The sequence below is a fragment of the Rhodococcus coprophilus NBRC 100603 genome, assembly GCF_001895045.1.
Classification (GTDB): Bacteria; Actinomycetota; Actinomycetes; order Mycobacteriales; family Mycobacteriaceae; genus Rhodococcus; species Rhodococcus coprophilus.
The window spans coordinates 34,144-57,375 of sequence record NZ_BDAM01000011.1 but is presented as its reverse complement, the minus strand read 5'-3'; the positions used below and the strand labels follow the sequence as shown (position 1 = coordinate 57,375).

20 protein-coding genes are annotated in these 23,232 nt (G+C 67.2%); 12 read left to right on the top strand and 8 right to left on the bottom strand.

The window, feature by feature from the left end; translation table 11 throughout:
- Window positions 1-23 precede the first annotated feature (23 nt).
- From groL to RDCOP1_RS18740, 7 genes are all read right to left on the bottom strand, one after another.
- On the bottom strand, window positions 24-1,649 hold the full coding sequence (groL, locus tag RDCOP1_RS18770; RefSeq protein ID WP_072704038.1) for a chaperonin GroEL: 1,626 nt from the start codon (window positions 1,647-1,649) through the stop codon (window positions 24-26).
- Window positions 1,650-1,869: 220 nt separating this feature from the next.
- Window positions 1,870-2,397, bottom strand: a complete 528-nt coding sequence (locus RDCOP1_RS18765; protein WP_072704036.1) for a DUF6764 family protein — start codon at window positions 2,395-2,397, stop codon at window positions 1,870-1,872.
- A 120-nt stretch (window positions 2,398-2,517) separates the two neighbouring features.
- A complete protein-coding gene (locus RDCOP1_RS18760; RefSeq protein WP_072704034.1) occupies window positions 2,518-3,294 on the bottom strand; it encodes an HAD-IIA family hydrolase in 777 nt (258 codons plus the stop codon).
- Window positions 3,295-3,379: 85 nt separating this feature from the next.
- Window positions 3,380-5,305, bottom strand: a complete 1,926-nt coding sequence (gene htpG / locus RDCOP1_RS18755) for a molecular chaperone HtpG (protein WP_072704032.1) — start codon at window positions 5,303-5,305, stop codon at window positions 3,380-3,382.
- Window positions 5,306-5,359: 54 nt separating this feature from the next.
- On the bottom strand, window positions 5,360-6,613 hold the full coding sequence (fmdA, locus tag RDCOP1_RS18750; RefSeq protein ID WP_072704030.1) for a formamidase: 1,254 nt from the start codon (window positions 6,611-6,613) through the stop codon (window positions 5,360-5,362).
- Between the two features lie 38 nt (window positions 6,614-6,651).
- Window positions 6,652-6,942 carry an FmdB family zinc ribbon protein gene (locus RDCOP1_RS18745; RefSeq protein WP_084722724.1) on the bottom strand — a complete coding sequence of 97 codons (291 nt, stop codon included), beginning with the start codon at window positions 6,940-6,942 and terminating at the stop codon, window positions 6,652-6,654.
- A 188-nt stretch (window positions 6,943-7,130) separates the two neighbouring features.
- Window positions 7,131-8,501 (bottom strand): cytochrome P450, encoded by a 1,371-nt coding sequence (locus RDCOP1_RS18740; protein ID WP_072704027.1) that lies wholly within the window; start codon window positions 8,499-8,501, stop codon window positions 7,131-7,133.
- 312 nt (window positions 8,502-8,813) lie between these two features.
- Here RDCOP1_RS18740 and RDCOP1_RS18730 point away from each other — a divergent pair, with 312 nt between their 5' ends.
- Entirely contained in the window at window positions 8,814-10,055 is a 1,242-nt protein-coding gene (locus RDCOP1_RS18730; RefSeq protein ID WP_072704021.1) for an NAD(P)/FAD-dependent oxidoreductase, read from the top strand.
- A 306-nt stretch (window positions 10,056-10,361) separates the two neighbouring features.
- Here RDCOP1_RS18730 and RDCOP1_RS18725 read toward each other — a convergent pair whose 3' ends face one another.
- Window positions 10,362-10,832, bottom strand: a complete 471-nt coding sequence (locus RDCOP1_RS18725) for a pyridoxamine 5'-phosphate oxidase family protein (RefSeq protein ID WP_072704626.1) — start codon at window positions 10,830-10,832, stop codon at window positions 10,362-10,364.
- Between the two features lie 294 nt (window positions 10,833-11,126).
- Here RDCOP1_RS18725 and RDCOP1_RS18720 point away from each other — a divergent pair, with 294 nt between their 5' ends.
- From RDCOP1_RS18720 to mnhG, 11 genes are all read left to right on the top strand, one after another.
- Window positions 11,127-11,591, top strand: coding sequence for an SRPBCC family protein (locus RDCOP1_RS18720; protein WP_072704018.1), 465 nt, complete (start codon window positions 11,127-11,129; stop codon window positions 11,589-11,591).
- A gap of 124 nt (window positions 11,592-11,715) precedes the next feature.
- Entirely contained in the window at window positions 11,716-12,444 is a 729-nt protein-coding gene (locus RDCOP1_RS18715) for a phosphatidylserine decarboxylase (protein ID WP_072704015.1), read from the top strand.
- Window positions 12,445-12,503: 59 nt separating this feature from the next.
- Entirely contained in the window at window positions 12,504-13,358 is an 855-nt protein-coding gene (locus RDCOP1_RS18710; RefSeq protein ID WP_231922899.1) for a CDP-alcohol phosphatidyltransferase family protein, read from the top strand.
- 20 nt (window positions 13,359-13,378) lie between these two features.
- Window positions 13,379-15,565 (top strand): AAA family ATPase, encoded by a 2,187-nt coding sequence (locus RDCOP1_RS18705; protein ID WP_072704012.1) that lies wholly within the window; start codon window positions 13,379-13,381, stop codon window positions 15,563-15,565.
- 1 nt (window position 15,566) lies between these two features.
- Window positions 15,567-16,748 (top strand): hypothetical protein, encoded by a 1,182-nt coding sequence (locus RDCOP1_RS18700; protein WP_072704009.1) that lies wholly within the window; start codon window positions 15,567-15,569, stop codon window positions 16,746-16,748.
- Between the two features lie 277 nt (window positions 16,749-17,025).
- Window positions 17,026-19,863 carry a Na+/H+ antiporter subunit A gene (locus RDCOP1_RS18695; RefSeq protein ID WP_072704006.1) on the top strand — a complete coding sequence of 946 codons (2,838 nt, stop codon included), beginning with the start codon at window positions 17,026-17,028 and terminating at the stop codon, window positions 19,861-19,863.
- On the top strand, window positions 19,863-20,507 hold the full coding sequence (locus RDCOP1_RS18690; RefSeq protein ID WP_072704003.1) for a Na(+)/H(+) antiporter subunit C: 645 nt from the start codon (window positions 19,863-19,865) through the stop codon (window positions 20,505-20,507). Before RDCOP1_RS18695 ends, RDCOP1_RS18690 begins: the two co-directional genes overlap by 1 nt.
- Window positions 20,504-22,093 carry a Na+/H+ antiporter subunit D gene (locus RDCOP1_RS18685; protein WP_072704000.1) on the top strand — a complete coding sequence of 530 codons (1,590 nt, stop codon included), beginning with the start codon at window positions 20,504-20,506 and terminating at the stop codon, window positions 22,091-22,093. Before RDCOP1_RS18690 ends, RDCOP1_RS18685 begins: the two co-directional genes overlap by 4 nt.
- A complete protein-coding gene (locus RDCOP1_RS18680) occupies window positions 22,093-22,641 on the top strand; it encodes a Na+/H+ antiporter subunit E (RefSeq protein ID WP_072703997.1) in 549 nt (182 codons plus the stop codon). Before RDCOP1_RS18685 ends, RDCOP1_RS18680 begins: the two co-directional genes overlap by 1 nt.
- Entirely contained in the window at window positions 22,638-22,898 is a 261-nt protein-coding gene (locus tag RDCOP1_RS18675; protein WP_072703994.1) for a monovalent cation/H+ antiporter complex subunit F, read from the top strand. The genes RDCOP1_RS18680 and RDCOP1_RS18675 overlap by 4 nt, the downstream gene beginning before the upstream one ends.
- The gene (gene mnhG, locus RDCOP1_RS18670) at window positions 22,895-23,227 is read left to right on the top strand and encodes a monovalent cation/H(+) antiporter subunit G (RefSeq protein ID WP_072703991.1); all 333 of its coding nucleotides are present in this window, start codon (window positions 22,895-22,897) and stop codon (window positions 23,225-23,227) included. The genes RDCOP1_RS18675 and mnhG overlap by 4 nt, the downstream gene beginning before the upstream one ends.
- Window positions 23,228-23,232: the final 5 nt, after the last annotated feature.

Sequence of the window (23,232 nt, the reverse complement as noted above, 5' to 3'; positions counted from 1 at the left end):
CCTGGCAGATGCCGGGGGCTGGATCAGAAGTCCATGCCGCCCATGCCGCCGGTCGGATCGCCGACCGGAGCGGAAGACTTCTCCGGCTTGTCGGCGACGACGGCCTCGGTGGTCAGGAACAGAGCCGCGATGGACGCCGCGTTCTGCAGTGCCGAGCGGGTGACCTTGACCGGGTCGTTGATGCCGGCAGCAAGCAGGTCGCCGTACTCGTTGGTCGCGGCGTTGAGGCCGTGACCCGCGGGCAGGTTGCGAACCTTCTCGGCAACCACGCCGGGCTCGAGGCCGGCGTTGAAGGCGATCTGCTTCAGCGGAGCTTCGAGAGCGACGCGGACGATGTTCGCACCGGTGGCCTCGTCACCCTCGAGCTTCAGGTCGTCCAGAGCCGGAGCGGCCTGCAGCAGTGCAACGCCACCACCGGCGACGATGCCCTCTTCGACGGCTGCCTTGGCGTTACGCACGGCATCTTCGATGCGGTGCTTGCGCTCCTTGAGCTCGACCTCGGTCGCAGCGCCGGCCTTGATGACGGCGACGCCACCGGCCAGCTTGGCGAGGCGCTCCTGCAGCTTCTCGCGGTCGTAGTCCGAATCCGACGCCTCGATCTCGGCGCGGATCTGGTTGACGCGACCGGCGATGGAGTCGGGATCGCCCGCACCCTCGACGATGGTGGTCTCGTCCTTGGTGACGACGACCTTGCGTGCCTGGCCGAGCAGCTCGACGCCGGCGGTCTCGAGGGAGAGGCCGACCTCTTCGCTGATGACCTCGCCACCGGTGAGGATGGCGATGTCGGCGAGCTGAGCCTTACGGCGGTCGCCGAAGCCCGGAGCCTTGACGGCGACAGACTTGAAGGTGCCGCGGATCTTGTTCAGCACGAGCGTCGACAGGGCTTCGCCCTCGACGTCCTCGGCGATGATCAGCAGCGGCTTGCCCGACTGGATGACCTTCTCGAGCAGCGGCAGCAGGTCCTTGACCGTGGAGATCTTGGAGCTGACGAGCAGGATGTAGGGATCCTCGAGGACCGCTTCCTGACGCTCTGCGTCAGTGGCGAAGTAGAGGGAGATGTAGCCCTTGTCGAAGCGCATGCCCTCGGTCAGCTCGAGCTGGAGGCCGAAGGTGTTGGACTCCTCGACGGTGATGACGCCTTCTTTGCCCACCTTGTCGATGGCCTCGGCGATGAGCTCACCGATCGCGGGGTCACCGGCGGAGATGCCGGCGGTAGCAGCGATCTGCTCCTTGGTCTCGACTTCCTTGGCGGTGTCGAGCAGGCGAGCCGTGACGGCCTCTACAGCCTTCTCGATGCCGCGCTTGAGGCCGAGGGGGTTCGCGCCGGCTGCAACGTTGCGCAGACCCTCGCGCACCAGCGCCTGGGCGAGAACGGTGGCGGTGGTGGTGCCGTCACCCGCAACGTCGTCGGTCTTCTTGGCGACTTCCTTGACCAGCTCGGCGCCGATCTTCTCGTACGGGTCCTCGAGCTCGATCTCCTTGGCGATGGACACACCATCGTTGGTGATCGTGGGAGCGCCCCACTTCTTCTCGAGAACGACGTTGCGACCCTTGGGGCCCAACGTCACCTTGACTGCGTCGGCGAGGCTGTTGAGGCCCCGTTCGAGGCCGCGACGAGCCTCTTCGTCGAACGCGATGATCTTGGCCATTGCGAAGTGATCCTCCGGGTATGGGGGTGACACGCTTGCCGGCCGGGTTCAGTGCCCGCGACGGACGACCAGGGAGTGTCGTTATTCCCGGTCTCACCGTCCCGACCTGGCACTCACGTGTTGCGAGTGCTAAGTGCATTCTTAGCACTCGGGGGTGGTGAGTGCAAGATTACAGGCACTCACCACCCCCGTCACAGTGCAGCGGAAAAACGGGAAATCTTTATCGAGGCGTGGAACCGACCCCCACCGCGCACCACTGGCCGGTTCCCGTATTCATTGCGAAGGATTGCGCGCCGACGCAGGTGACGCCGGTCGTATCGGCGGTCGCGCCCGATCCCCAACCCGACACCGACACCGTCATCGCGGGGCCCTGTGCCCACGAGTGACTCAATCCGCCGCCGAGTGCGAGTGCATACGAGCGACCCCCGTCGGCCGCTCCGCTCAGAGCGGTACCGAATCCGGTCGCGTGCGACTCCGCAGCGCCACCTTGCTGCGCGACAGACACCGCAGTGCCGCTGTCTGCAGCGGACGCGCGGGCCGACGCACCCGGAGCAGCCGTCGCGCCGCAACTCGCCGTCTCGGAAACGAGGATCTGATTGTCGGACGGCGGAGACAGGCACGTCACCGGGGCGGCCGCCGCAGTCCCGGTGCCCATGAAGGCGGCCGACGCAACGCCGATTGCGACGAGCACGCCGGCGCGCGCGACACGGCGACCGGTGAGAACGGATCGGAACGAACGAATGGACAAAGAGCACTCCTCTGCGCTGGATTGCCTCTACAGGAGACGGTGAGGGCAGATCCCCCGGCGGAAGGGTACCGATCACATCGGCCGGGCGCGAGGGTCCGTGTCACACGGCGCGGACGGTCGTCAGAGCGTGTCGAGGAGCGTCGGCAGATCGGCCACCGAATCGATCACATGGTCGGGCAGGTCGATCGACAGCTCGAGAACAGATTGGCGAAACTTCCCGGTACGCACCAGAACTCCGGTCATACCGAGGCGCTGGCCCGGAACGACTTCACCCGCGAGGTCGTCACCCACCACGACCACCGAGTCCGGCTCGACGCCCATCAGGTCAGCTGCGACGAGGAACCCTCTCATCGAGGGCTTACCCACCGTGACGGCGGTCCGGCCGGTCAATTCTTCGAGGCCGGCAAGATACGCGCCGGTGTCGAGGCGCAGCCCGTCGTCCGTCTGCCAGGACATGGCCCGGTGCATTGCGACGACCGGTACTCCGTCGAGCATCAGTTCCGCCACCCGGCTGAGCGTCCGGTGATCGTATCGAGGTCCCGCACCCCCGAGGACGACGACCTCGGGATCCGCGTCGTCCTGCACGATCCCCTCGAGGTCGTCCGCGATGTCACCGTCGTTGAGAATCCAGCAACGCCGTCCCGGGTAGGTCTGCCGCACGTATTCCGCCGTGAGCCACGCTGCAGTGACTATTTCGCCGGGGTCGACGGGCATTCCCAGGTCGGTGAGGCTTCGCGCGATAGCGGCGCACGTGCGCGAGGTGGTGTTGGTGAGGAACGCACGGGTCACGCCGTCCTCGCGCAACCGGGCCAGCACATCAGCGGCCCCGGGAACCGGTTTCCACGAGGTGACGAGCACGCCCTCGATGTCGAACAGAACTCCACCCACGGCACTCATGATCTGACCCTATCGGGGAAGTTCGGACAGGAGCCAGCCGCCCGGGGCCGGAACGGATCCTTCGCGCCGTTCCGGCCCCGGTCGCTCACACCGTGCGGGCGAGGCGATCGGCGAGGAGCCGGGTGAAACGCGCCGGGTCCTCCACTTCACCGCCTTCCGCGATGAGTGCCATCCCGTAGAGCAGTTCCGCAGTCTCGGCCAGCGCAGGATCGTCGTTGCGTTCCCCGTGCGCCGTGCGAAGTCCCGTGACGAGGGGATGCGCGGGATTCAGCTCGAGGATGCGTTTGGTCCGGGGCATCGGCTGGCCGGAGGCCCGGTACATACGCTCCAGGGCCGGCGACATGCTGAAGGTGTCGCCGACGATGCAGGCCGGCGATGTCGTCAGGCGCGACGAGAGCCGCACCTCCTTGACGTGCTCGTCGAGCGATTCCTTCAGCCAGGTGAGCAGCTCGCCGAACTCCTTCTCCTGCTCTTCGCGTTCGGCTTCCGCCGCCTTCTTCTCGTCGTCGGTGCCGAGATCCACTTCCCCCTTGGCCACCGAGCGGAAGGGCTTGCCGTCGTACTCGGGAACCGATGTCACCCACATCTCGTCGACCGGGTCGGTCAGCAGCAGCACCTCGATTCCCTTCGCTTCGAACGCCTCCATGTGCGGAGAACTCTCGAGCAGCTGCCGGGACTCGCCGGTGATGTAGTAGATCTCTTCCTGGCCGTCCTTCATGCGCTCGACATAGCCTGCCAGCGTCGTCTGCTGGTCCTCGCTCGCCGTGGAATCGAAGGACGCGATCTCGAGCAAGGTCTCGCGGTTGTCCGTGTCGGAGATCAGGCCTTCCTTCAGGACGCGGCCGAATTCCTTCCAGAAGATCCGGTACTTGTCGACGTCCTGTTTCGCCATGTCCTTGACCGTGGACAGGACCTTCTTGGTGAGCCGGCGGCGGATGGCGCGGATCTGCCGGTCCTGCTGCAGGATCTCGCGTGAGACGTTCAGCGACAGATCCTGAGCGTCGACCACACCCTTGACGAACCGCAGGTACTCGGGGACGAGGTCCTCGCAGTCGTCCATGATGAACACGCGCTTGACGTAGAGCTGGATGCCCGTCGTCCGTTCGCGAGCGAACAGGTCGAACGGTGCGTGCGTCGGAACGAACAGCAATGCCTGGTACTCGAAGGTGCCCTCGGCGCGCAGGGGGATGACTTCGAGGGGTTCGTCCCACGCATGCGCGACGTGCTTGTAGAACTCTGTGTACTCCTCGTCGGACACCTCGTCCTTCGACCGTGCCCACAGTGCTTTCTGGGAGTTGAGCGTCTTGGTCTCGACGCTGACCTCGTCGGTACCGTCCTCCCCCTTCGTGGTGCGCGTGACCTCCATGCGGATGGGCCAGGCGATGAAGTCGGAGTACTTCTTGACGATCTCCTCGAGTTTCCACTGCGAGGTGTAGTCGAAGAGGTTGTCGTCGGCGTCCTCCGGCTTGAGATGGAGGACGACCGATGTGCCCTGCGGCGCATCGTCGAGCGTTTCGATGGTGTAGGTGGATTCTCCGCTCGACTCCCACCTCGTTCCGGTGTCCTCGCCCGCCTTGCGGGTCACCAGCGTGACCTTGTCGGCCACCATGAACGAGGCGTAGAAACCGATGCCGAACTGGCCGATCAGTTCCTGCGACGCCGCGGCGTCCTTGGCTTCCCGCAACTTCTGCCGCAGTTCGCCGGTGCCCGAGCGCGCGAGCGTACCGATCAGATCGACGACTTCGTCGCGGGTCATGCCGATGCCGTTGTCCCGGACCGTGAGGGTGCGGGCGTCCTTGTCGACCTCGAGTTCGATATGCAGGTCGGACGTGTCCACCTGCAGATCCTTGTCCCGGAAGGACTCGAGACGAAGCTTGTCCAAGGCGTCGGACGAATTGGAGATCAACTCGCGAAGGAAGGTGTCCTTGTTCGAGTAGATCGAGTGGATCATCAGATCGAGCAGTTGGCGCGTCTCGGCCTGGAACTCACGCTGTTCGACGTGTGTGCTCATTCTTGTCCCCTTCGGCAGCAGAACTTTCGAACGGGGATCTTAGGACGCGATCGATCATGCCGGGGAGCGGGGCGCCCCCGCGCCGGGATCGATCCGGAACGGACCGTCGGCACTCGGCGCGACCGGGAAGTCGAAGATCGAGGTCGGGATGTAGACCGTCGCGCACGAGTTCGGGATGTCGACGACCCCCGAGAACCTGCCTTCGATGGGTGCCGCACCGAGCAACAGGTATGCCTGCTCCGGGGTGTACCCGAACTTGGTGAGGTAGTCGATCGCGTGCAGACACGCGCGCTGGTATGCCAGTTGGGAGTCCAGATAGCGCTGTTCACCGTCGAGCGTCACCGACGTTCCGGAGAAGGCCAGCCACTCCGAGAACCGCGGATCGGTGTTGCCCGGCATGAAGATTGCGTTCTCGCTGACGCCGTAGGTCGTCATCCCGCCCGCAATGATGTCGACACGCAGATCGATGAACCCGCCCATCTCGATGGCGCCGCAGAACGTGATCTCACCGTCGCCCTGCGAGAAGTGCAGGTCGCCGACCGACAGATTCGCCCCGTCGACGAAAACGGGGTAGAAGATGCGGCTGCCCTTGGTGAGGTTCTTGATGTCCTGGTTGCCGCCGTTCTCGCGCGGCGGTGCGGTACGAGCACCCTCCCCTGCGACCCGGTCGAACTCCGGACCTGCCAGAGCACCGAGGATCGCTCCGTTCGGCTCCGGCGGAAGTGCAAGCGGCGGAACACGATCCGGGTCCGTCGCGATCAGCGCGGCCTCACGGGTGTTCCACGTCGAGAGCAGGTCGTGCGACGGGGAGGTTCCCATCAGTCCCGGATGCACGATGCCCGTGAAAGACACGTGCGGAATGTGCCGGCTCGTTGCCGTCTGACCGGAGAAATCCCAGACCGCCTTGTACGCGTCGGGGAACTGGTCGGTAAGGAACCCGCCGCCGTTCGGCTTGGCGAAGATGCCGGTGTACCCCCACCCCTGGCCGGCCAGCGGCCCGGAGTCCTCCTGCGGGATCGGGCCCAGGTCGAGAATATCGACGATCAGCAGATCACCGGGTTTTGCGCCCTCCACCGCGAACGGCCCGGACAGCGCATGCACGGTGTGCAGCGGTGCATTGCGGATGTCGTCGGCGGAGTCGTCGTTGTGGATCTCCCCGTCGAACCACTCGCGGCAGTGCACGCGGAACGAGTCGCCCGGCTTGACCGTCGCGACCGGAGGAATATCGGGATGCCAGCGGTTGTGACCGATCTTCTCCTGCTCGGTGAATTTGCGAGTGGAGTCGAGCGGGAAGATGACGTCGGGCAAGGGAACCTCCAGGGAGTGTGCGGCCGGGATACGTTTCTTCAGCGACGCGGCAGCATCCGGTGGCGGGGGTCGGTGCTGACCGGGCGCGGCGGAGTCCGCGGGCGGCCCGGTATCGAGCCCGACACCACCGCGGGTTCGGACGCGGTCCGCGCCGTCGAGTCGAGCAGTCGCATTGCCGTCGTCCGCCCGTGCCCGAGCCGGGGTGCGGTGACCGCTCGCCGCGATACGCCGGCACACGAGGGACACGCTGCATCCGGCCGAACCTCGCTCATCGGGACGAAAAGGTCGAACGGGCCGCATTCGGCGCACCGGTATTCGTATAGCGGCATCGGCATCGACCCTTCGGGCAGCATTGACCTCGCGCTGCGGCAACCTCTTGCCCAGCAACCGTTCCCGACCGTAGCCGACGAACGTCCGCAAGGTCGGGTGTCGCCGGAAGTCGTTACGAGGCAGAAACACTGCGGTCAAGTTACGTGCTGGCGCCGGACCAGACCTTGCGTCGCTGGGGCAGCGTTCTTCATGCCGCGGTTCTGGTGTGTATGCGTGCTGGCACCGGACCCTCGGCAACCAAAGTGAACGGGGTCTTCACCGGGAAGTCATCGATGACCGACTCCACACGCACTCTTCGGAGGATTCCGGCCAGAGCCAAGGTGGCTTCGAGCATGGCGAAGTGGTCACCGATGCAGGTACGCGGCCCACCACCGAACGGTAGGTACTGCCAGCGCGAGCGCAACTGGAGTCGGTTCCGGTCGAACCGGTCCGGATCGAACCGTTCCGGATTGTCCCAGAGTGCACGATCATGATGGAGCGCGTAGACCCCCACTACCACGTTCGTGCCTGCGGGAACCCGATAACCGTCGACTCCGACATCTCGCATCGCCATCCTCGCGACGGTCGCCGCCGGCGGGCACATCCGCAACGCCTCGTGGATCACCTGAACGGTGTACGGCAGCTTGGCTACATCGGCGGCCTGGAGAGGCATCTCTCCCACCGCTGCGGCCTCCTCTGCCACCCGATCTTGCATCTTCTGATGGCGGCCCAGCTGCCACAAGCCGTAGGTCAGCGTGGTGGCGGTGGTGTCGTGGCCGGCGAACAGGAACGCAAACAGTTCTTGGCGGATGGCCTGGCCGGTGAAGGCTGCTCCGGTCGCCGGATCGGTGAGCTCGAAGAATCGCCGAATCAGTTCAGCACTGTTCTCGGATCCTGTGCGTGCGGCCGCCATCGCGTCTTCGAGTGCGTCGGCAACGACGGCCATCGAGGTGCGGTATCGGTGCCGGGCAGGGGTCGGCATCCAGGCGGGGGCCTGCAGCGGTTGCAGGCCGCGACGCGCGATGAACTGCACCACCCGGGTGAGATGCGGCCCGAGGGCCTCGGAGCGATCACTGAGGTCGACTCCGAACAGGGATCGTCCGAGGACCCGCAGGGTAAGTCGCCGGGTAGCCCAGTCGAGATCGATGCGATCTGTTTCGAGCCATTCGGTCGCCGCCGCTTCGGCGACCTCTGCCATGCGATCGGCGTAGAGCGCCACGTGCTGTTTGGTGAACAGCGGTTGCAGCACTCGACGGCGGGGCATCCACGGTTCGTAGGTGAGATTGAACAGGTTGTCTCCGGCCCATATCCTCGCCTGTACGTGGACGCTCATCTCCTTGTCGAAGGTGCCGTCGGAGCCGCCGAGCACGTCGTGGGCTCCCTGCGGGGAGGTAACGATTGCGATTGTCGGTGTCCATCGCGGGGGACCAAGATGGACAAGGGTGACCGGTCCGCCGGCATCACGGAACTTTTCGGGACCGGTATCGAGTTCGCGGAGTGCTCGGATGCGGCTGATCCACGGCATCGGCACGGCGGGCGCGAGGGGAAAATTCTGGGCCTGTGCGCGTGTCCTGGCCATGATTCAAGTGTGATCCTGCAGCGGGATGCGCACCAGACCTGGCCCGGACAAACCCCATCTGTTTTCCACCGAAAGTGGCACGTGCGATGCCGGGTTCGATGGCATCGGGTACCGGCGCGGGGGTCGGTACCGGGAAGGTTCGCACCCACGTCTCGCGGGCGATGCCGAAGCTCGGTGTGCGCACGACCGCGCCAGCTCATGGTGTTCGCGATCCGGTCGGGGTCGCAGCCCTGACGGGCGGCGGGCACGGCGTACGCGTCCGTACCGGTCCATGATGGAGGACACGGGTATCTCGGACGACGGGAGTGTGCCATGGCAGTTCGCCGAGTGGTCGTCGTGGGTGCCGGCGCGGTGGGGTTGTCGGCCGCATGGTTTCTCCAGGAGCACGACGTCGAGGTCAGCGTGCTGGACCGGGCCGGGGTGGCAGCGGATGCGTCGTGGGGCAATGCGGGCTGGCTCGCTCCGGCTCTGACACTGCCGTTGCCATCCCCCGAGGTCCTCCGGTACGGGATGCGGTCCATGTTCACTCCGTCGTCACCGGTCTATGTTCCCCCGACGACCGACCTGCGACTTGCGCGTTTCCTCTTGGGTTTCGCGCGCCACTGCACCGCGCGGCAATGGCAGTCGACGATGGCTGTGTTCGCGCAACTCAATCGTCGTGCGCTGGATGCGTACGACGATCTCGCGCACGGAGGCCGGGTGGCCGAGACGACGCGGACCGCCGATCCGTTCCTCGCCGCGTTCACGTCCGACTCGGACCGAGACCATCTGGTGGCGGAGCTCGAGCAGGCACGTGCGGCGGGAAGCGATATCGAGTACGACCTCCTCGACGGCACGACGACGCGCTCGCTCGAGCCGCTGCTCGGGGAGGCGATCGGCGCCGGGGTCAGGATCCGGGGCCAGCGGTACATCGATCCACCGCGCTTCGCCGACGCCCTGGCCACATCGGTCCGGGAGCGCGGTGGCGAGATCGTCACGGGTTTCGACGCGGTGGAAGTGCGCGATACCGGCGGCGGGGTGGTGGCGCGTGCCGCCGATGGAGATGAAAGAGCCGCCGACGCAGTGGTACTCGCGACGGGCGCACGATTGAACGCGCTCGCCCGCCCGTTCGGGGTGCGTACGCCGGTCCAGGCCGGTCGCGGGTACAGTTTCAGCGTCCTGCCCGTGACCCTGCCGAAGAACCCGATCTACTTTCCGGCGCAGCGCGTGGCATGCACACCGTTGCACGATCGCTTTCGCGTCGCGGGAATGATGGAGTTCCGCAATCCCGACACGCCCCTCGATCCGCGGCGGGTCCGCGCGATCGTCGATGCGACGCGGCCGCTGCTGCGGGGTGTCGATTGGGAAGCGCGGCGCGAGGAGTGGGTGGGGTCGCGGCCCTGCTCGGTGGACGGGCTTCCGTTGGTAGGCGCAACCCGGTCGAAGCGGGTGTTCGTTGCGGGCGGGCACGGCATGTGGGGAATCGCGCTGGGACCGACGACGGGCCGGATGCTGGCGAATGCGATTACGGGACAGCCTGATCCGTTGCTGAAGTGTCTGGATCCGCTTCGGTGACCGCCGCATCGAGCCGTGCGTCCATGCCGTCGAGCCAGCTGAGTACGGCACGTTCGTACGCCACTCCGAATTCGACGACACACGGCCCCACCTCACACCGAACCAGCGAATCGAGTGGTCGGTGTGGCTGGGAGTGGGTGCGATCGACATCCTGATCTGGGGGATCATCTCCCTCGCGACCACATCGATGATCTACCCGTGGCCGCTCTGGTGTGATCGGACCGTGGGGTCTCGTACTCCTCGGCCGCACACTGCTCGGCATCGACAGCTCACCGCACGCGATCGCCCTTCGTCATGTGCGCGCCCTCAGTTCCCCCTCCGGAACTTACGGAAATCCCAGCTTGCAATCGACTCGGGAGTGACCCGGAGCCAGGCGTGCCGGCCGTCCGCAACGAATTCGTCTTTGCCCGTGTACTTTCGGGCGAACGCCAACTCGACGCCGTGGAGCGCGCCGTCCGGATCCGTGCCGCGAGGCACGTCACCGACCACCCTGACGGTGCCCCGGATCTCCACCCCGCGGAGATCTCCGAACTCCTCCCCTCCGTCCACCACGACGGCGATACGAGGATCACGCTCGAGATCGGTCCATCGCTGACTGCGCACCACCGAGTTGAGCCATACGAAAGTTCCGTCCCACACGAACCACAGTGGTGCCACGTGCGGGCTGCCGTCCTTCCCGACGGTGGCCGCTCGGCACGTCCGCTCCTCCGCGAGGAAAGCGTCGACCTCTTCCGGAGTCATGGCGATCGCGCGACCCCGTCGCTGCTGCCGGACCATTTCACCTGACGTCACCGCATACCTCCCGAGAATCATATTCTTGATTTTGAGATAGATGCTCTCATCGAGGGTGCTCGCGGCACAACGCTTCGTCGGAGATCGAGTCACCGGCGAGGGGACCGCCGCGGCAGTTCGGACTCGCCCCCGGGCGGCACGCAGCACGCCCGGCACGCGTCGGCTGGGGCGGTGACCCGCAACACAATGTCCGTTACGATCGGCCGATCTGTAACCGGAGGTATCAGGTATCGATTCCTGGGGTACACCCGGATGGAACCCGACGAGTAGGAGCCGCAAGTGTCCAAAACCCTCGAAGCCACCGTAGAGATCGCCGCACCTCCGGAGCGTGTCTGGACCGTCATCTCGGACCTGAAGCGCATGGGCGAGTGGAGCCCGCAGTGCCGGAAGATGATCATCCGGGGAGGAAACGTGGCGCGCGGCACCAAAACGATCAATATCAACAAGAAGGGCCTGCTCGTGTGGCCCACCACGTCCGAGGTCATCACGTTCGAACCGGGACGCGAACTACAGTTCCGGATCAACGAGAACCGGTCGATCTGGTCGTTCGTCCTCGAACCGACCGCCACCGGCACCCGGATCGTGCAGCGTCGCGAGGCCCCGGGGGGCACCAGCAAGGTTTCGCAGACACTCGTCAAATACGTTCTGGGAGGCCAGGAGCCGTTCGACGACGACATGGTGCAAGGGATGAACGCCACCCTCGCGCGCATCAAGAACGAGGTCGAAGCCGGAACCTCCGTCTGACGCTTCGACTCGCGCATCCGGGATCTCGCTCACGTACTCTGTGGTAGCCCTCGGCCCAGCGGCCGGGGCAGCTCGGGGCCTCGCGGTCCGGGCGACACAACGAACGCGACACATAAGAGGAGCCGTGGCACGTAAGCCGACCCCCGCCGGAACACCCCCCACCAGCGGTGTAGCCCACCTAGTCGATCTGGTTCGGCACGTGATCCCGCCGCTCCACCCCGGAGGCGTCCCCTTCGTCGCGGCGCCCTTGGCGGTGGCAGCGCTCGGCCGTCGCCGCAAGTGGGTCCGCCGCGCCGGACTGGCGTCCGCAGCCGCCACCGCGACGTTCTTCCGTCACCCGCATCGAGTACCCCCGAACCGGGTCGGAGTCGTGGTGGCACCCGCCGACGGCGAGGTCGCGCTCGTCGATACCGCGCCGCCTCCCGCAGAGCTCGGCCTCGGCCCGGAGCCACGCCCCCGGGTGAGCATCTTCTTGTCGGTGCTCGACGTGCACGTGCAGCGCAGTCCCGTCGGCGGCACCGTGCGGAAGATCGTGCACACGGCCGGCCGCTTCCTCTCCGCCGACCTTGCCGACGCGAGCGAAGTGAACGAACGCAACAGCATGCTGCTGGAAACGCGTGACGGATGCGAGGTGGCAGTGGTGCAGATCGCCGGCCTGCTCGCGCGGCGAATCGTGTGCGACGCGCAGATCGGCGACACCCTCCCGATCGGCGACACGTACGGCCTCATCCGGTTCGGCTCGCGCGTCGACACCTACTTCCCGCCCGGGACCACGCTGCTCGTCGAGCGGGGCCAGCGCACGATCGGCGCCGAGACGGTGATTGCGCAGTTGCCGACTTCCCCGGTGTCGTGAACCCTCCCAATTCAGCGACTCGCCCGGCCGCCGTTCGGAAAACCCGTAACCGGCCGCAGGTGGTTCGCCTCCTCCCCAGCGGCATCACCATCCTCGCGTTGTCGGCCGGCCTGTCGGCGGTGAAGTTCGCGCTCGACGGGCAGCTGGGCATCGCGATCGGTCTCATCGGTGCTGCCGCCGTACTCGATTCGCTGGACGGCCGCATCGCGCGCATGCTAGACGCGACCAGCAAGATCGGCGCCGAACTCGATTCGCTGTCCGACGCCATCGCCTTCGGTGTCGCGCCCGCCCTGGTGCTGTACGTGACGTTGCTCGACGGCAGTGCCTTCGGCTGGATCGTCGCACTGCTGTACGCGGTGAGCATCGTGCTGCGGCTGGCGCGGTTCAACACACTGCTCGAAGACGACAGCGTGCCCGCATACGCGCGCGAGTACTTCGTGGGTGTGCCCTCTCCCGCGGGAGCGCTGGTCGCGCTCGCTCCGGTCGCCGCGTACATCCAGTGGGGTGACGGCTGGTGGTCGTCGATGCCGCTCGTCGCCGTGTGGACCCTGATATCGGCGGCACTGATCGTCAGCCGGGTGCCCACGCTCGCGATGAAGTCGGCGTCGGTCCCCGCACGCCTCGCGGTGGTACTCCTCGCCCTCATCGCCGTGGCGGCCGCCGCACTCGTCACGTACCCGTTCGTGCTGATGTTGGTGCTCGTGGGCTGCTACCTCCTGCACATTCCGTTCGCGATCCGCTCCAAGCGGTGGGTCGCGGCGCGGCCGGAGACGTGGGACATCAAACCGTCGGAGCGACGTGCCATCCGGGCCCGCAGCCGGGCGGCACGCCCCTACCGCGCAGGTGCCCGCCGGGTGACCACGACCGCGCGGTCGGCGACTCGCCTGGGCCTGCGTCGACCCCGCGGAGACTGAGCACGTTCTAGGCTCGGCGCGTGACTTCTCCCCAACTCGCGCTGACCGTCCGACTCAACACCTCCGCGGCCGACGCGCGCCGCGGCGTCGTCCGCCTTCACGCGGAGGCTCTCGCCGCGCTGGGGTTGCGAGAGTGGGACGCGATCGCGCTGGTGGGAGCGCGGCGCACCGCCGCGGTCGCGGGGCTCGCACCCCCCGGCACGCCCACCGGCACGATCCTGCTCGACGACGTGACGCTGTCCAATACCGGACTGCGTGAGGACGCCTCGCTGGTCGTCGAACCCGTCACGGTGTACGGCGCACGCACCGTGACGGTCACCGGGTCCGTACTCGCGCGACAGTCGATCTCCGAGTCGACTCTCCGGCAGGCCCTGCTGGGCAAAGTCCTCACCGTCGGTGACGCGGTGTCGCTACTCCCCCGCGATCTGGGGCCGGGGACGAGCACTGCCGACACCACTCGGACGTTGTCGCGCACGTTCGGGGTCGCGTGGACCTCCGAACTGCTCACCGTCGCCACCGTCGATCCGGCCGGCCCGGTGAGCGTGCAGCCCAACAGCGCGGTCACGTGGCGGGGCAACGGCGGCGGCGGCTTGCCCGCCGTCGCACAACCCGGCGCGGCCACCGTGCAGACGCCCACAGAGACCCCTACCGCACCGCCGCCGCCCCCGGTCGAGGACCTGGTCGGCGTCCAGAGCCAGGCGGCCAAGCTCACCGAATGGCTCACGCTCTCACTCGACGAACCGGAACTCCTCCGCACACTCGGTGCCTCTCCACACCTCGGCGTCCTGGTGACGGGTCCCGCAGGCGTCGGCAAGGCGACCTTCGTGCGTTCGGTACTCGCGGACAGGCGCGTCGTCGCGCTCGACGGACCCGGCATCGGCGCGCTCGCAGCCGATGAGCGTCTGCGCCGGGTGTCCACCGCTGTCCATGACGTCCGCTCCGGCGGGGTCCTGGTGGTGACCGATGCCGATGCGCTTCTACCTTCCGACGCCGAACCCGTCGCCACTTTGATCCTCGACGAACTGCGACGCGCGGTGGACACGTCCGGCGTCGCGCTCGTCGTCACCACGGCGCACCCCGACGATCTCGACGCGCGCGTCCGGGCCCCCGAGATCTGCGACCGTGAACTGTCGCTGCCCCTCCCCGACGGCGCCACACGACGCGCGCTGCTCGACGTGCTGCTGCGTACGGTGCCCGCGGCACAACTCGACCTGTCGGCCGTCGCGGGTCGCACCCCCGGGTTCGTCGCCGCAGACCTCGCCGCGCTGTGCCGCGAGGCCGCCCTGCGGGCTGCCTCGCGCGCAAGCCGTGAGGCGGACGAACCGAAACTCACGCAGGACGACCTGTTGGGCGCGCTCGACGTCATCCGCCCGTTGTCGCGGTCGGGAACGGAAGAACTCGCGATCGGCAGCGTCAGCCTCGACGACGTCGGGGACATGGTGGAGACCAAGCAGGCGCTGACCGAGGCGGTCCTCTGGCCGCTGCAGCATCCCGACTCGTTCGCCCGGCTCGGGGTGGACCCGCCACGGGGGGTACTCCTCTACGGGCCTCCCGGCTGCGGCAAGACCTTCCTGGTCCGGGCGCTCGCCGGCAGCGGCCAGCTGAGCGTGCATGCCGTCAAGGGCGCCGAGTTGATGGACAAGTGGGTCGGCGCATCGGAGAAGGCCGTGCGTGACCTCTTCCAGCGGGCGCGGAACTCGGCGCCGGCACTGGTGTTCCTCGACGAGGTCGACGCGCTCGCTCCCCGCCGGGGGCAGAGTTCCGATTCGGGTGTGGCCGATCGGGTGGTGGCGGCACTGCTGACCGAACTCGACGGTGTGGAACCGCTCCGCGATGTCGTCGTGGTGGCGGCTACCAACCGTCCCGATCTGATCGATCCGGCGCTGTTGCGTCCCGGCAGGCTCGAGCGCCTGGTGTTCGTGCCACCGCCCGACGCCGACGCCCGCGCTGCCATCCTCGCCACCGCAGCCCGATCGGTCCCCCTGGCCGACGACGTAGACCTCGACGATCTAGCGGAACAACTCGACGGATACTCCGCGGCGGATTGTTCCGCACTGCTGCGCGAGGCGGCACTGGCGGCGATGCGCCGCAACGTCGACGCCGCCGTGGTGACCTCCGCCGATATGGCAGTGGCCCGCGAGAACGTGCGGCCGTCGCTCGACCCGGTGCAGGTCGAACACCTGCGCACCTACGCCGAGGGTCGCTGACGTGTCGCCCGCCTCGACCGCCGTCCGACTGTCCGACCCCGCTTCCACACTCGCGGGCGTCGCTGCGGCGGCAGCCGCCGTGATGGTCCTCGCAGTCGGCGACTCCGTCCTGCCCGCGGGCACCCGCAACGACTACGCACCCCTGGTGACCGCGATGCTCGCGGTCCTTGCGGCCATCGGGTTGCAGCGGTCCGGGTCGCGGCGGACAGCCTGGGCGATCGGGGCAGGCGCCGTTCTGGTGCTCGGCTCGGTGCGGTACATCGTGCCGGTGGACGCGTCCTCCGAGACGCTCACCGTGGTGGGATTCGTCGCGGCCGCATCGAGCGGGGTGCTGCTCGGTGCGGCGGTCGCGGGCGCCTGGGGTGCTGTGAGCAACCAGGGGGCGCTGATCATCGGTGCCTGGGCGGCGTTTCTGACAGCGGCCGCCGTCGGCGCGCAGGTTCCGCTCGCCGCGATGCGGTGGACGGTGCCGCAATGGCTGCTGGTCGTGGCACTCGTCGCACTCGTCGCGGCCGCGATCACAGTCCGGCCCGGGATGCGGGTGCAACGGCCGGACCCCCGGTTGTCGGTCGTCGCGGTCGTGGCCGCCGGGGTCCTCACGCTCGGTTACCGGCTTCTCGGTGAGCTCGTGACGTCGCAGGCCGTGGCGGGTGCGGTACGGATGTGGCTCGTCACCGCGGTGGCACTCGTCGCGATCGTGATCGGAGCCGAACTGGTCTCACGACTCGTCCCGCCGGGAGATGCCCGGTTCGTACTCGCCGCGACCGGGGCGGTCGCTGCGGGCTATCCGCTCGTCGTCGAACTGTGGGCGGGCGCACCGTGGTGGGTTCTGCTCGTCACGGTAGGTGCCGTGCTCGTGGGTGTTCGTCTCGCTCGGTACTTCCCCTACGCCCTCGCGGGCTTGCTCGTCGCCGTGGTCGTGTCCGTCGCCACGGTCTGGTTTCCGGACGAGACCGGCGACGGGATTCCGCTGTGGGTGCGTGCCGCGCTTGTCGCCGCAGGGACAGGGATGGCACTCGCAGCGTCGCTACCGGGATCGGTCTCGATCGCGGCACTGGGGCTGTCGGTACCGGTGCCGGCAGCGGCGGTGATCGGTGCGGTCTGGGTGTTGCCGGCCGATCCACGGTGGATCGTGCTCGCCCTCGCCGCGACCGTCGGCGCGTGTGCGTGGCAGGTGCGTTAGGCCCACACCGAGGCAAGGCAGTTACGTCCGATTCGGTGGCCGTCACTACCAATGGGAGGCGCTGGACCGGCACGTATTGCGAAGGCGGCTCGCACCCGATTCGCAAGCGTGCAAAGCCGGCCGCTAAGATGGAGCCATTCCGTTTAGCCCGCCGAGGGCAGAACGAACGCATGTCGGGGCGTCCCGCGTTTCGGCATTGTGCCGTGTTTCTTGACAAACCTGCAACGCCGAAATCAGTCGAACACCGCCGCCTGGCTCGACCCCGACGGAGTGCCTTTTGCTCGCCATACTCTTCGCTCACGCGGTAGCCGCACTACTGGCACCGTCTCTGGTCAGAGTCATGGGGAGAAATGCCTTCCTGCCGTTGGCGCTCGTGCCGCTGGGCAGCCTGGTCTGGGTCATCGCGAACTGGGGTACCGAGCAGCGGGTACAGATTCCGTGGGCGACGACATTGTCGATGGATTTCGACCTCCGGTTCGATGCGCTCGCCGCGATCATGTGCCTGTTGGTGCTCGGCATCGGATCGCTGATCCTGCTCTACTGCTCCCGGTACTTCGAGGACGACGAGCCGCGGCTCGGATTGTTCGCCGCCGAGATGGTCGCCTTCGCCGGCGTGATGTTCGGCTTGGTCGTCAGCGACAACATGCTTCTGCTCTACATCTTCTGGGAGTTGACGACGGTGTTGTCGTTCCTGCTGGTGGGGCACTACGCCGAACGAGCGTCGAGCCGCCGCGCCGCGACGCAGGCCCTGCTGGTCACCACCGCGGGCGGGCTGGCGATGCTCGTCGGCATCATCATCCTCGGCCAGATGGTGGGCAGCTACAACCTGTCGGCGGTCGTGGCCGCCGCCCCGCACGGGTGGCTCGCGGGCGTCGCCGTCGTGCTGGTCCTCATCGGGGCACTGTCCAAATCGGCCGTCGTACCTCTGCACTTCTGGCTGCCGGGCGCGATGGCAGCACCCACACCGGTGTCCGGTTACCTGCATGCCGCGGCGATGGTCAAGGCAGGCATTTACCTCGTCGCCCGGCTGGCACCCGGATTCGCCGACAGCGCGGCATGGCGTCCCATCGTGATCGGGCTCGGCCTCGCGTCGATGATCCTCGCCGGCTGGCGGGCGTTCCGCGCATTCGACCTCAAACTCATCCTCGCCTTCGGCACGGTCAGCCAGCTGGGATTCCTCACTGCACTTGTCGGTATCGGTAGTCGTGAGGCAGCGCTCGCCGGACTGACCATGGTCATCGCGCACGCGATGTTCAAAGCATGTCTGTTCATGGTCGTCGGCATCATCGACCACTCCACCGGCACCCGCGACATCCGGAAACTCGCTCACCTCGGGAAAGCCACTCCGGTGCTCGCGGGCGTCGCGGTGCTTGCCGCCGCCAGCATGGCGGGTCTGCCACCCCTCATCGGGTTCGTCGCGAAGGAAGCCGCCCTGGAGGGCGCGCTCGTCGCCGACGTCCTGCCCGACTGGGCGAGGACGGCCACCACCGCGGGCATCGTGGTCGGTTCGATCCTCACGCTCGCCTACAGCATCCGGTTCGTCTGGGGCGCGTTCGGGCGCAAGCAACTCAAGCGCCCGAGTCCGGCGGTTCAGAACGTGCATGCCCCCGGGTGGCTGCTGATGTCGGCGCCCACCGCGCTCGCCGTCGCCGGACTCGCCGCCGGGTTCGGTTCGTCGTGGATCGATCACCTGGTCGCCCCCTACGCCGACACGTTGCCGTCGGGTCTCTCGAGTCCCTACCACCTCGCGCTGTGGCACGGGCTGACCTTGCCGCTGGGCCTGACCGCGGTGGTGATCGCGGGTGGTACCGCGCTGTACCTCGCACACCGCACCATCGCGCGAATGAAGTTCGAGCATCCGCCACTCGGCAACGCCGACCGGATGTACGACGCGACGCTGCGCGGCATGGACCTGCTGTCGTTGCGCCTCACCGCTTTTCTCCAGCGAGGTTCGCTGCCGCTCACGCAGGCGACCATCCTCGTCACTCTCGCCGTGCTCCCGACCACGATCATGTTCGTGTTCGGGCTGAGCACGATGCCGGAAACGCGCCTCTGGGACACCCCGTGGGAGCTCGCGGTCGGCGTGATCATCGCCGGTGCCGCGATCACCGCAACCGTCCTCCGGAACCGGCTCGGCGCGCTTCTGGTGGTCGGGGTCACCGGCTACGGCCTCGGTCTGCTCTTCGCGATGCACGGAGCGCCCGACCTCGCGTTGACGCAGTTCCTCGTCGAGACGGTCACCCTCGTCATGTTCGTGCTGGTGCTGCGCAAGCTGCCTCCGGAGTCCGACCCGGCCACCGACGCCCAGAGCCGGCTGCCGCGCGCCCTGCTGGGCATCGCGGTCGGGCTGGTCGTCACCGGCATCGGGGTGTACGCCGTCGCCGCGCGCAGCGTCGACCCCATCTCGTTGCTGCTTCCCGACGCCGCGTACGACATCGGCAACGGCAAGAACGTCGTCAACGTGCTCCTCGTCGACATCCGCGCCTGGGACACCCTCGGGGAGATCTCGGTGCTGCTGGTCGCCGCCACGGGCGTTGCCAGCCTGGTGTTCCGGACCCGGCGCTTCGGCACCGCCCCCCGTGTCTCGGACGCTCCCGCCGCCCAGCTCGATGCGGCGTCCGCGAGCAACGAGACGACGTGGTTGCTGGGAGGCGACCTCATCGATCCGCGGTACCGGTCGCTGGTCCTCGAGGTCACGACCCGTCTGGTGTTCCCCACCATGATGGTGCTGTCCATCTACTTCTACTTCTCCGGGCACAACGCCCCCGGCGGCGGTTTCGCCGGCGGGCTCGTCGCAGGCTTGGCGCTCGTACTGCGTTATCTGGCCGGAGGACGCTACGAGCTCGGAGAGGCGGTTCCCATCGACGCCGGCAAGATCCTCGGACTCGGTCTGACCCTCGCTGCCGGGACGGCCCTGGTGTCCTTGCTGCTCGGGGCGCCCGCGCTGTCGTCGGCGACCCTGCAGTTCACGCTGCCGGTACTCGGTGAAATCAAGCTCGTGACGGCCCTGTTCTTCGATCTCGGTGTCTACCTGATCGTCGTCGGCCTGATCCTGGACGTGTTGCGCAGCCTCGGCGCGCGACTCGACGCCGAGGTCGTGGGGGCGAAGCGATGATGGCCGCGAACCTGACCCTCATGGGCATCGTCGGGGTGCTCGTCGCGTGTGGTGTCTACCTGCTCCTCGAACGCAGCATCATCAAGATGCTGCTGGGGTTGCTGCTCATCGGCAACGGCGTCAACCTGCTGATCCTCACGCTCGCCGGTCCGTCCGGCAAAGCTCCGATCGTCGGCACCGAAAGTGCGTTGCACGAGGACATGGCCGACCCGCTGGGACAGGCGATGATCTTGACGTCCATCGTGATCACGATGGGTATCGCGGCATTCGTGCTGGCCCTGACGTACCGGTCGTACACGTTCCGTGCCCGCGACGAGGTCGAGAACGACCCCGAGGACACCTTGGTGTCGCGGCGGCGCAGCCCGGCCGAAGCCCCGGCGCGCGACCGTTCCGACGACCCGCTCACCGGCGAGCCCAGCAAGAGCGGTGACGCCTTCGACGCGGAAGGCAACCCGATCCCCCTCGAGGCGCTCACCAACATCGAAGACCTCGAGGTGTACGAAGACCTGCACGACGGTGACTTCGACGACCCGACCGACTCGGCCTACGACCCGGTCCACACGGGTGCGGAATCGCATCACGACGAACCCGGCGAGGACACCGACCGGCACGACGACACACAGGGAGAAGGGGATCGCCGATGACACTGACTTCGGCCGCCCTCATCCCGCTGCCAGTACTCATCCCGCTGCTCGCAGCCGCCGTCACCCTGATTCTCGGCCGGCGGCCCCGGGCGCAGCGATTCATCACCGTCTTCGCTCTGGTCGCGACGCTCGCGGTCGCGGTGGCGCTGCTGTACTTCGCCGACCGCGACGGCATCGACGTTATGCAGGTCGGCGGGTGGGAAGCACCGATCGGCATCTCGCTGGTGGTCGACCGTCTCGCTGCCTTGATGCTGGTCGTCTCGGCGATCGTGTTGCTGTCGGTGATGCTGTTCGCCGTCGGGCAGGGCATCCACGACGGCGACGAACAGCAACCGGTCTCGATCTTCCTGCCGACCTATCTCGCGCTCACCGCGGGCGTCAACATCGCATTCCTCGCGGGCGACCTGTTCAACCTGTTCGTCGGATTCGAGGTTCTGCTCGCGGCATCGTTCGTGCTGTTGACCATCGGGGCGAGCGCCGATCGCGTCCGCGCGGGTGTGTCGTACGTGATGGTGTCCATGGTGTCGTCGATGGTGTTCCTCGTGGGTATGGGCTTCGCCTACGCCGCGACGGGCACCCTGAACCTCGCCCAGATGGCGGTCCGGATGGACGACGTGCCGCCCGGTACGCGTGCCGCGATCTTCGGTGTCCTGCTGGTCGCCTTCGGCATCAAGGCGGCTGTATTCCCGCTGTCCTCGTGGCTCCCCGACTCGTATCCCACCGCTCCCGCTCCGGTGACCGCGGTGTTCGCCGGGCTCCTCACCAAAGTCGGCGTGTACGCGATCATCCGGGCGCACACACTGCTGTTCCCCGGTGGCGAACTCGACGGCGTGCTGATGGTCGCGGGCCTGCTCACGATGGTCGTCGGCATTCTCGGTGCGATCGCGCAGAACGACATCAAGCGTCTGCTGTCGTTCACCCTGGTCAGCCACATCGGCTACATGGTGTTCGGCATCGCGCTGTCGTCCGAGGCGGGTCTGGCCGGCGCAGTGTTCTACGTGGGCCACCACATCCTCGTCCAGACGACCCTGTTCCTCGTCGTCGGGCTCATCGAGCGGCAGGCCGGCTCGGCATCCCTGCGCCGGCTGGGCGGACTCGCGCTCGCCAGTCCTCTGCTCGCGGTGCTGTTCCTGATTCCGGCGCTCAACCTCGGCGGAATCCCCCCGTTCTCCGGGTTCATCGGCAAGGTCGCACTGTTGCAGGCCGGTGCCGAGAGCGGCTCGGTCCTCGCTTGGCTGCTCGTCGGTGGCAGTGTGCTGACCAGCCTTCTGACCCTGTACGTCGTCGCGCGCATCTGGACGAAGGCGTTCTGGCGTGCGCGTGCCGACGCTCCCGAGGGTGAACTCGCCGACATCGGACCCTCCGCGCTCATCGACGAGTCCGAAACGGACATCCTTCTCGAGGAGCGGGAGGACGTCGGCAAGATGCCCCCCGCCATGCTCGTGCCCACGATCTGGCTCGTGGCGATCGGCGTGTCCTTGACAGTGTTCGCGGGCCCGCTTCTCGACATCAGCCACCGCGCCGCCGAGAACCTGCTCGACCGTTCGGTGTACATCGAGGCCGTGCTGGGAGGTGACGGACAGTGATGAAACGCGCCAATGTCGTCCGGCTGTTCGTGCTGGGCTGGACGACTTTAGTCTGGGTGCTGCTGTGGGGCACGTTCAGCATCGCCAACATTCTCGGCGGATTGGCCGTCTCGATCATCATCATGGCGCTGCTGCCGCTCCCACGCGTCCCCGTCGAAGGCCGCGTGCATCTGCTTTCGGCCGTGCGACTGGGTGCATACATCTTCATCGAATCGATACGCTCGACGATCTCCGTCGGCTGGCTGGCGGTCCGTCCGTCACCACCGCCGGTCACCGGTGTCCTGCGCTGCCGCCTCACCATCAAGTCCGACCTGGTGCTCACACTGTGGACGGACATCATGAACAACATCCCGGGCACGATGGTGCTCGAAATCGACCAGGTGCGCAGGATCGTGTACGTGCACGTCCTCGACGTGAGCACCGACCGCGCGGTGGCGGACTTCTACCGTTCGGCACGCCTGATCGAACGCCTCCTCATCAGGACGTTCGAACGCGATTCCGAATGGCAGCCGAGCCCCTGGCGAAGCGGAACGGAGGAACTCTCATGACCGTGATGCTGGTTGTTTCCGGCGTACTGCTGTTCATCTCGGCAGTGCTGATCTGCTACCGGGTGTTCGGTGGCCCGAATTCCCTCGATCGGCTCGTCGGCGTCGACGCGCTGCTGGCCATCGGGATCTGCGGGCTCGCCGTGTGGGCGGTCTACAGCCGCGACACCACCGTGGTTCCCGCGATCGTCGCGCTGGCTCTCGTCGGCTTCATCGGCTCGGTGTCCGTCGCACGTTTCCGGGTGCGTGACGAACAATGAGCACTGTCTTCGACCTCATCGGTCACATTCTCATCCTCATCGGTGCGGTCGTCTCGGTCACCGCGGCGATCGGCGTCGTCCGTTTCCGCGACACCCTCTCGCGCATGCACCCGGCGACGAAACCCCAGGTGATCGGACTTCTCTTCGTGCTCGGCGGCGCGATGCTCATCCTGCGCGGATCGGTGGACATCTGGATGATGGCGCTCGCCGGGATGTTCATGGTGCTCACCGCACCTGTGATCGCCCATCGGGTGGGACGCATCGCATACCGCGAGCAACTCGGCCGGGACGGCCTGCTCCAGGAGGAGTTCCCGGGCGAGGGCAACTGACGGGG

Bases quoted from the DNA above. Each gene is read 5' to 3' on its own strand.
- groL (WP_072704038.1), bottom strand. From the start codon at position 1,649: ATGGCCAAGATCATCGCGTTCGACGAAGAGGCTCGTCGCGGCCTCGAA.
- RDCOP1_RS18760 (WP_072704034.1), bottom strand. From the start codon at position 3,294: ATGAGTGCCGTGGGTGGAGTTCTGTTCGACATCGAGGGCGTGCTCGTC.
- htpG (WP_072704032.1), bottom strand. From the start codon at position 5,305: ATGAGCACACACGTCGAACAGCGTGAGTTCCAGGCCGAGACGCGCCAA.
- RDCOP1_RS18745 (WP_084722724.1), bottom strand. From the start codon at position 6,942: ATGCCGCTATACGAATACCGGTGCGCCGAATGCGGCCCGTTCGACCTT.
- RDCOP1_RS18740 (WP_072704027.1), bottom strand. From the start codon at position 8,501: ATGGCCAGGACACGCGCACAGGCCCAGAATTTTCCCCTCGCGCCCGCC.
- RDCOP1_RS18730 (WP_072704021.1), top strand. From the start codon at position 8,814: ATGGCAGTTCGCCGAGTGGTCGTCGTGGGTGCCGGCGCGGTGGGGTTG.
- RDCOP1_RS18725 (WP_072704626.1), bottom strand. From the start codon at position 10,832: ATGGTCCGGCAGCAGCGACGGGGTCGCGCGATCGCCATGACTCCGGAA.
- RDCOP1_RS18690 (WP_072704003.1), top strand. From the start codon at position 19,863: ATGGCCGCGAACCTGACCCTCATGGGCATCGTCGGGGTGCTCGTCGCG.
- RDCOP1_RS18685 (WP_072704000.1), top strand. From the start codon at position 20,504: ATGACACTGACTTCGGCCGCCCTCATCCCGCTGCCAGTACTCATCCCG.
- RDCOP1_RS18680 (WP_072703997.1), top strand. From the start codon at position 22,093: ATGAAACGCGCCAATGTCGTCCGGCTGTTCGTGCTGGGCTGGACGACT.
- RDCOP1_RS18675 (WP_072703994.1), top strand. From the start codon at position 22,638: ATGACCGTGATGCTGGTTGTTTCCGGCGTACTGCTGTTCATCTCGGCA.
- mnhG (WP_072703991.1), top strand. From the start codon at position 22,895: ATGAGCACTGTCTTCGACCTCATCGGTCACATTCTCATCCTCATCGGT.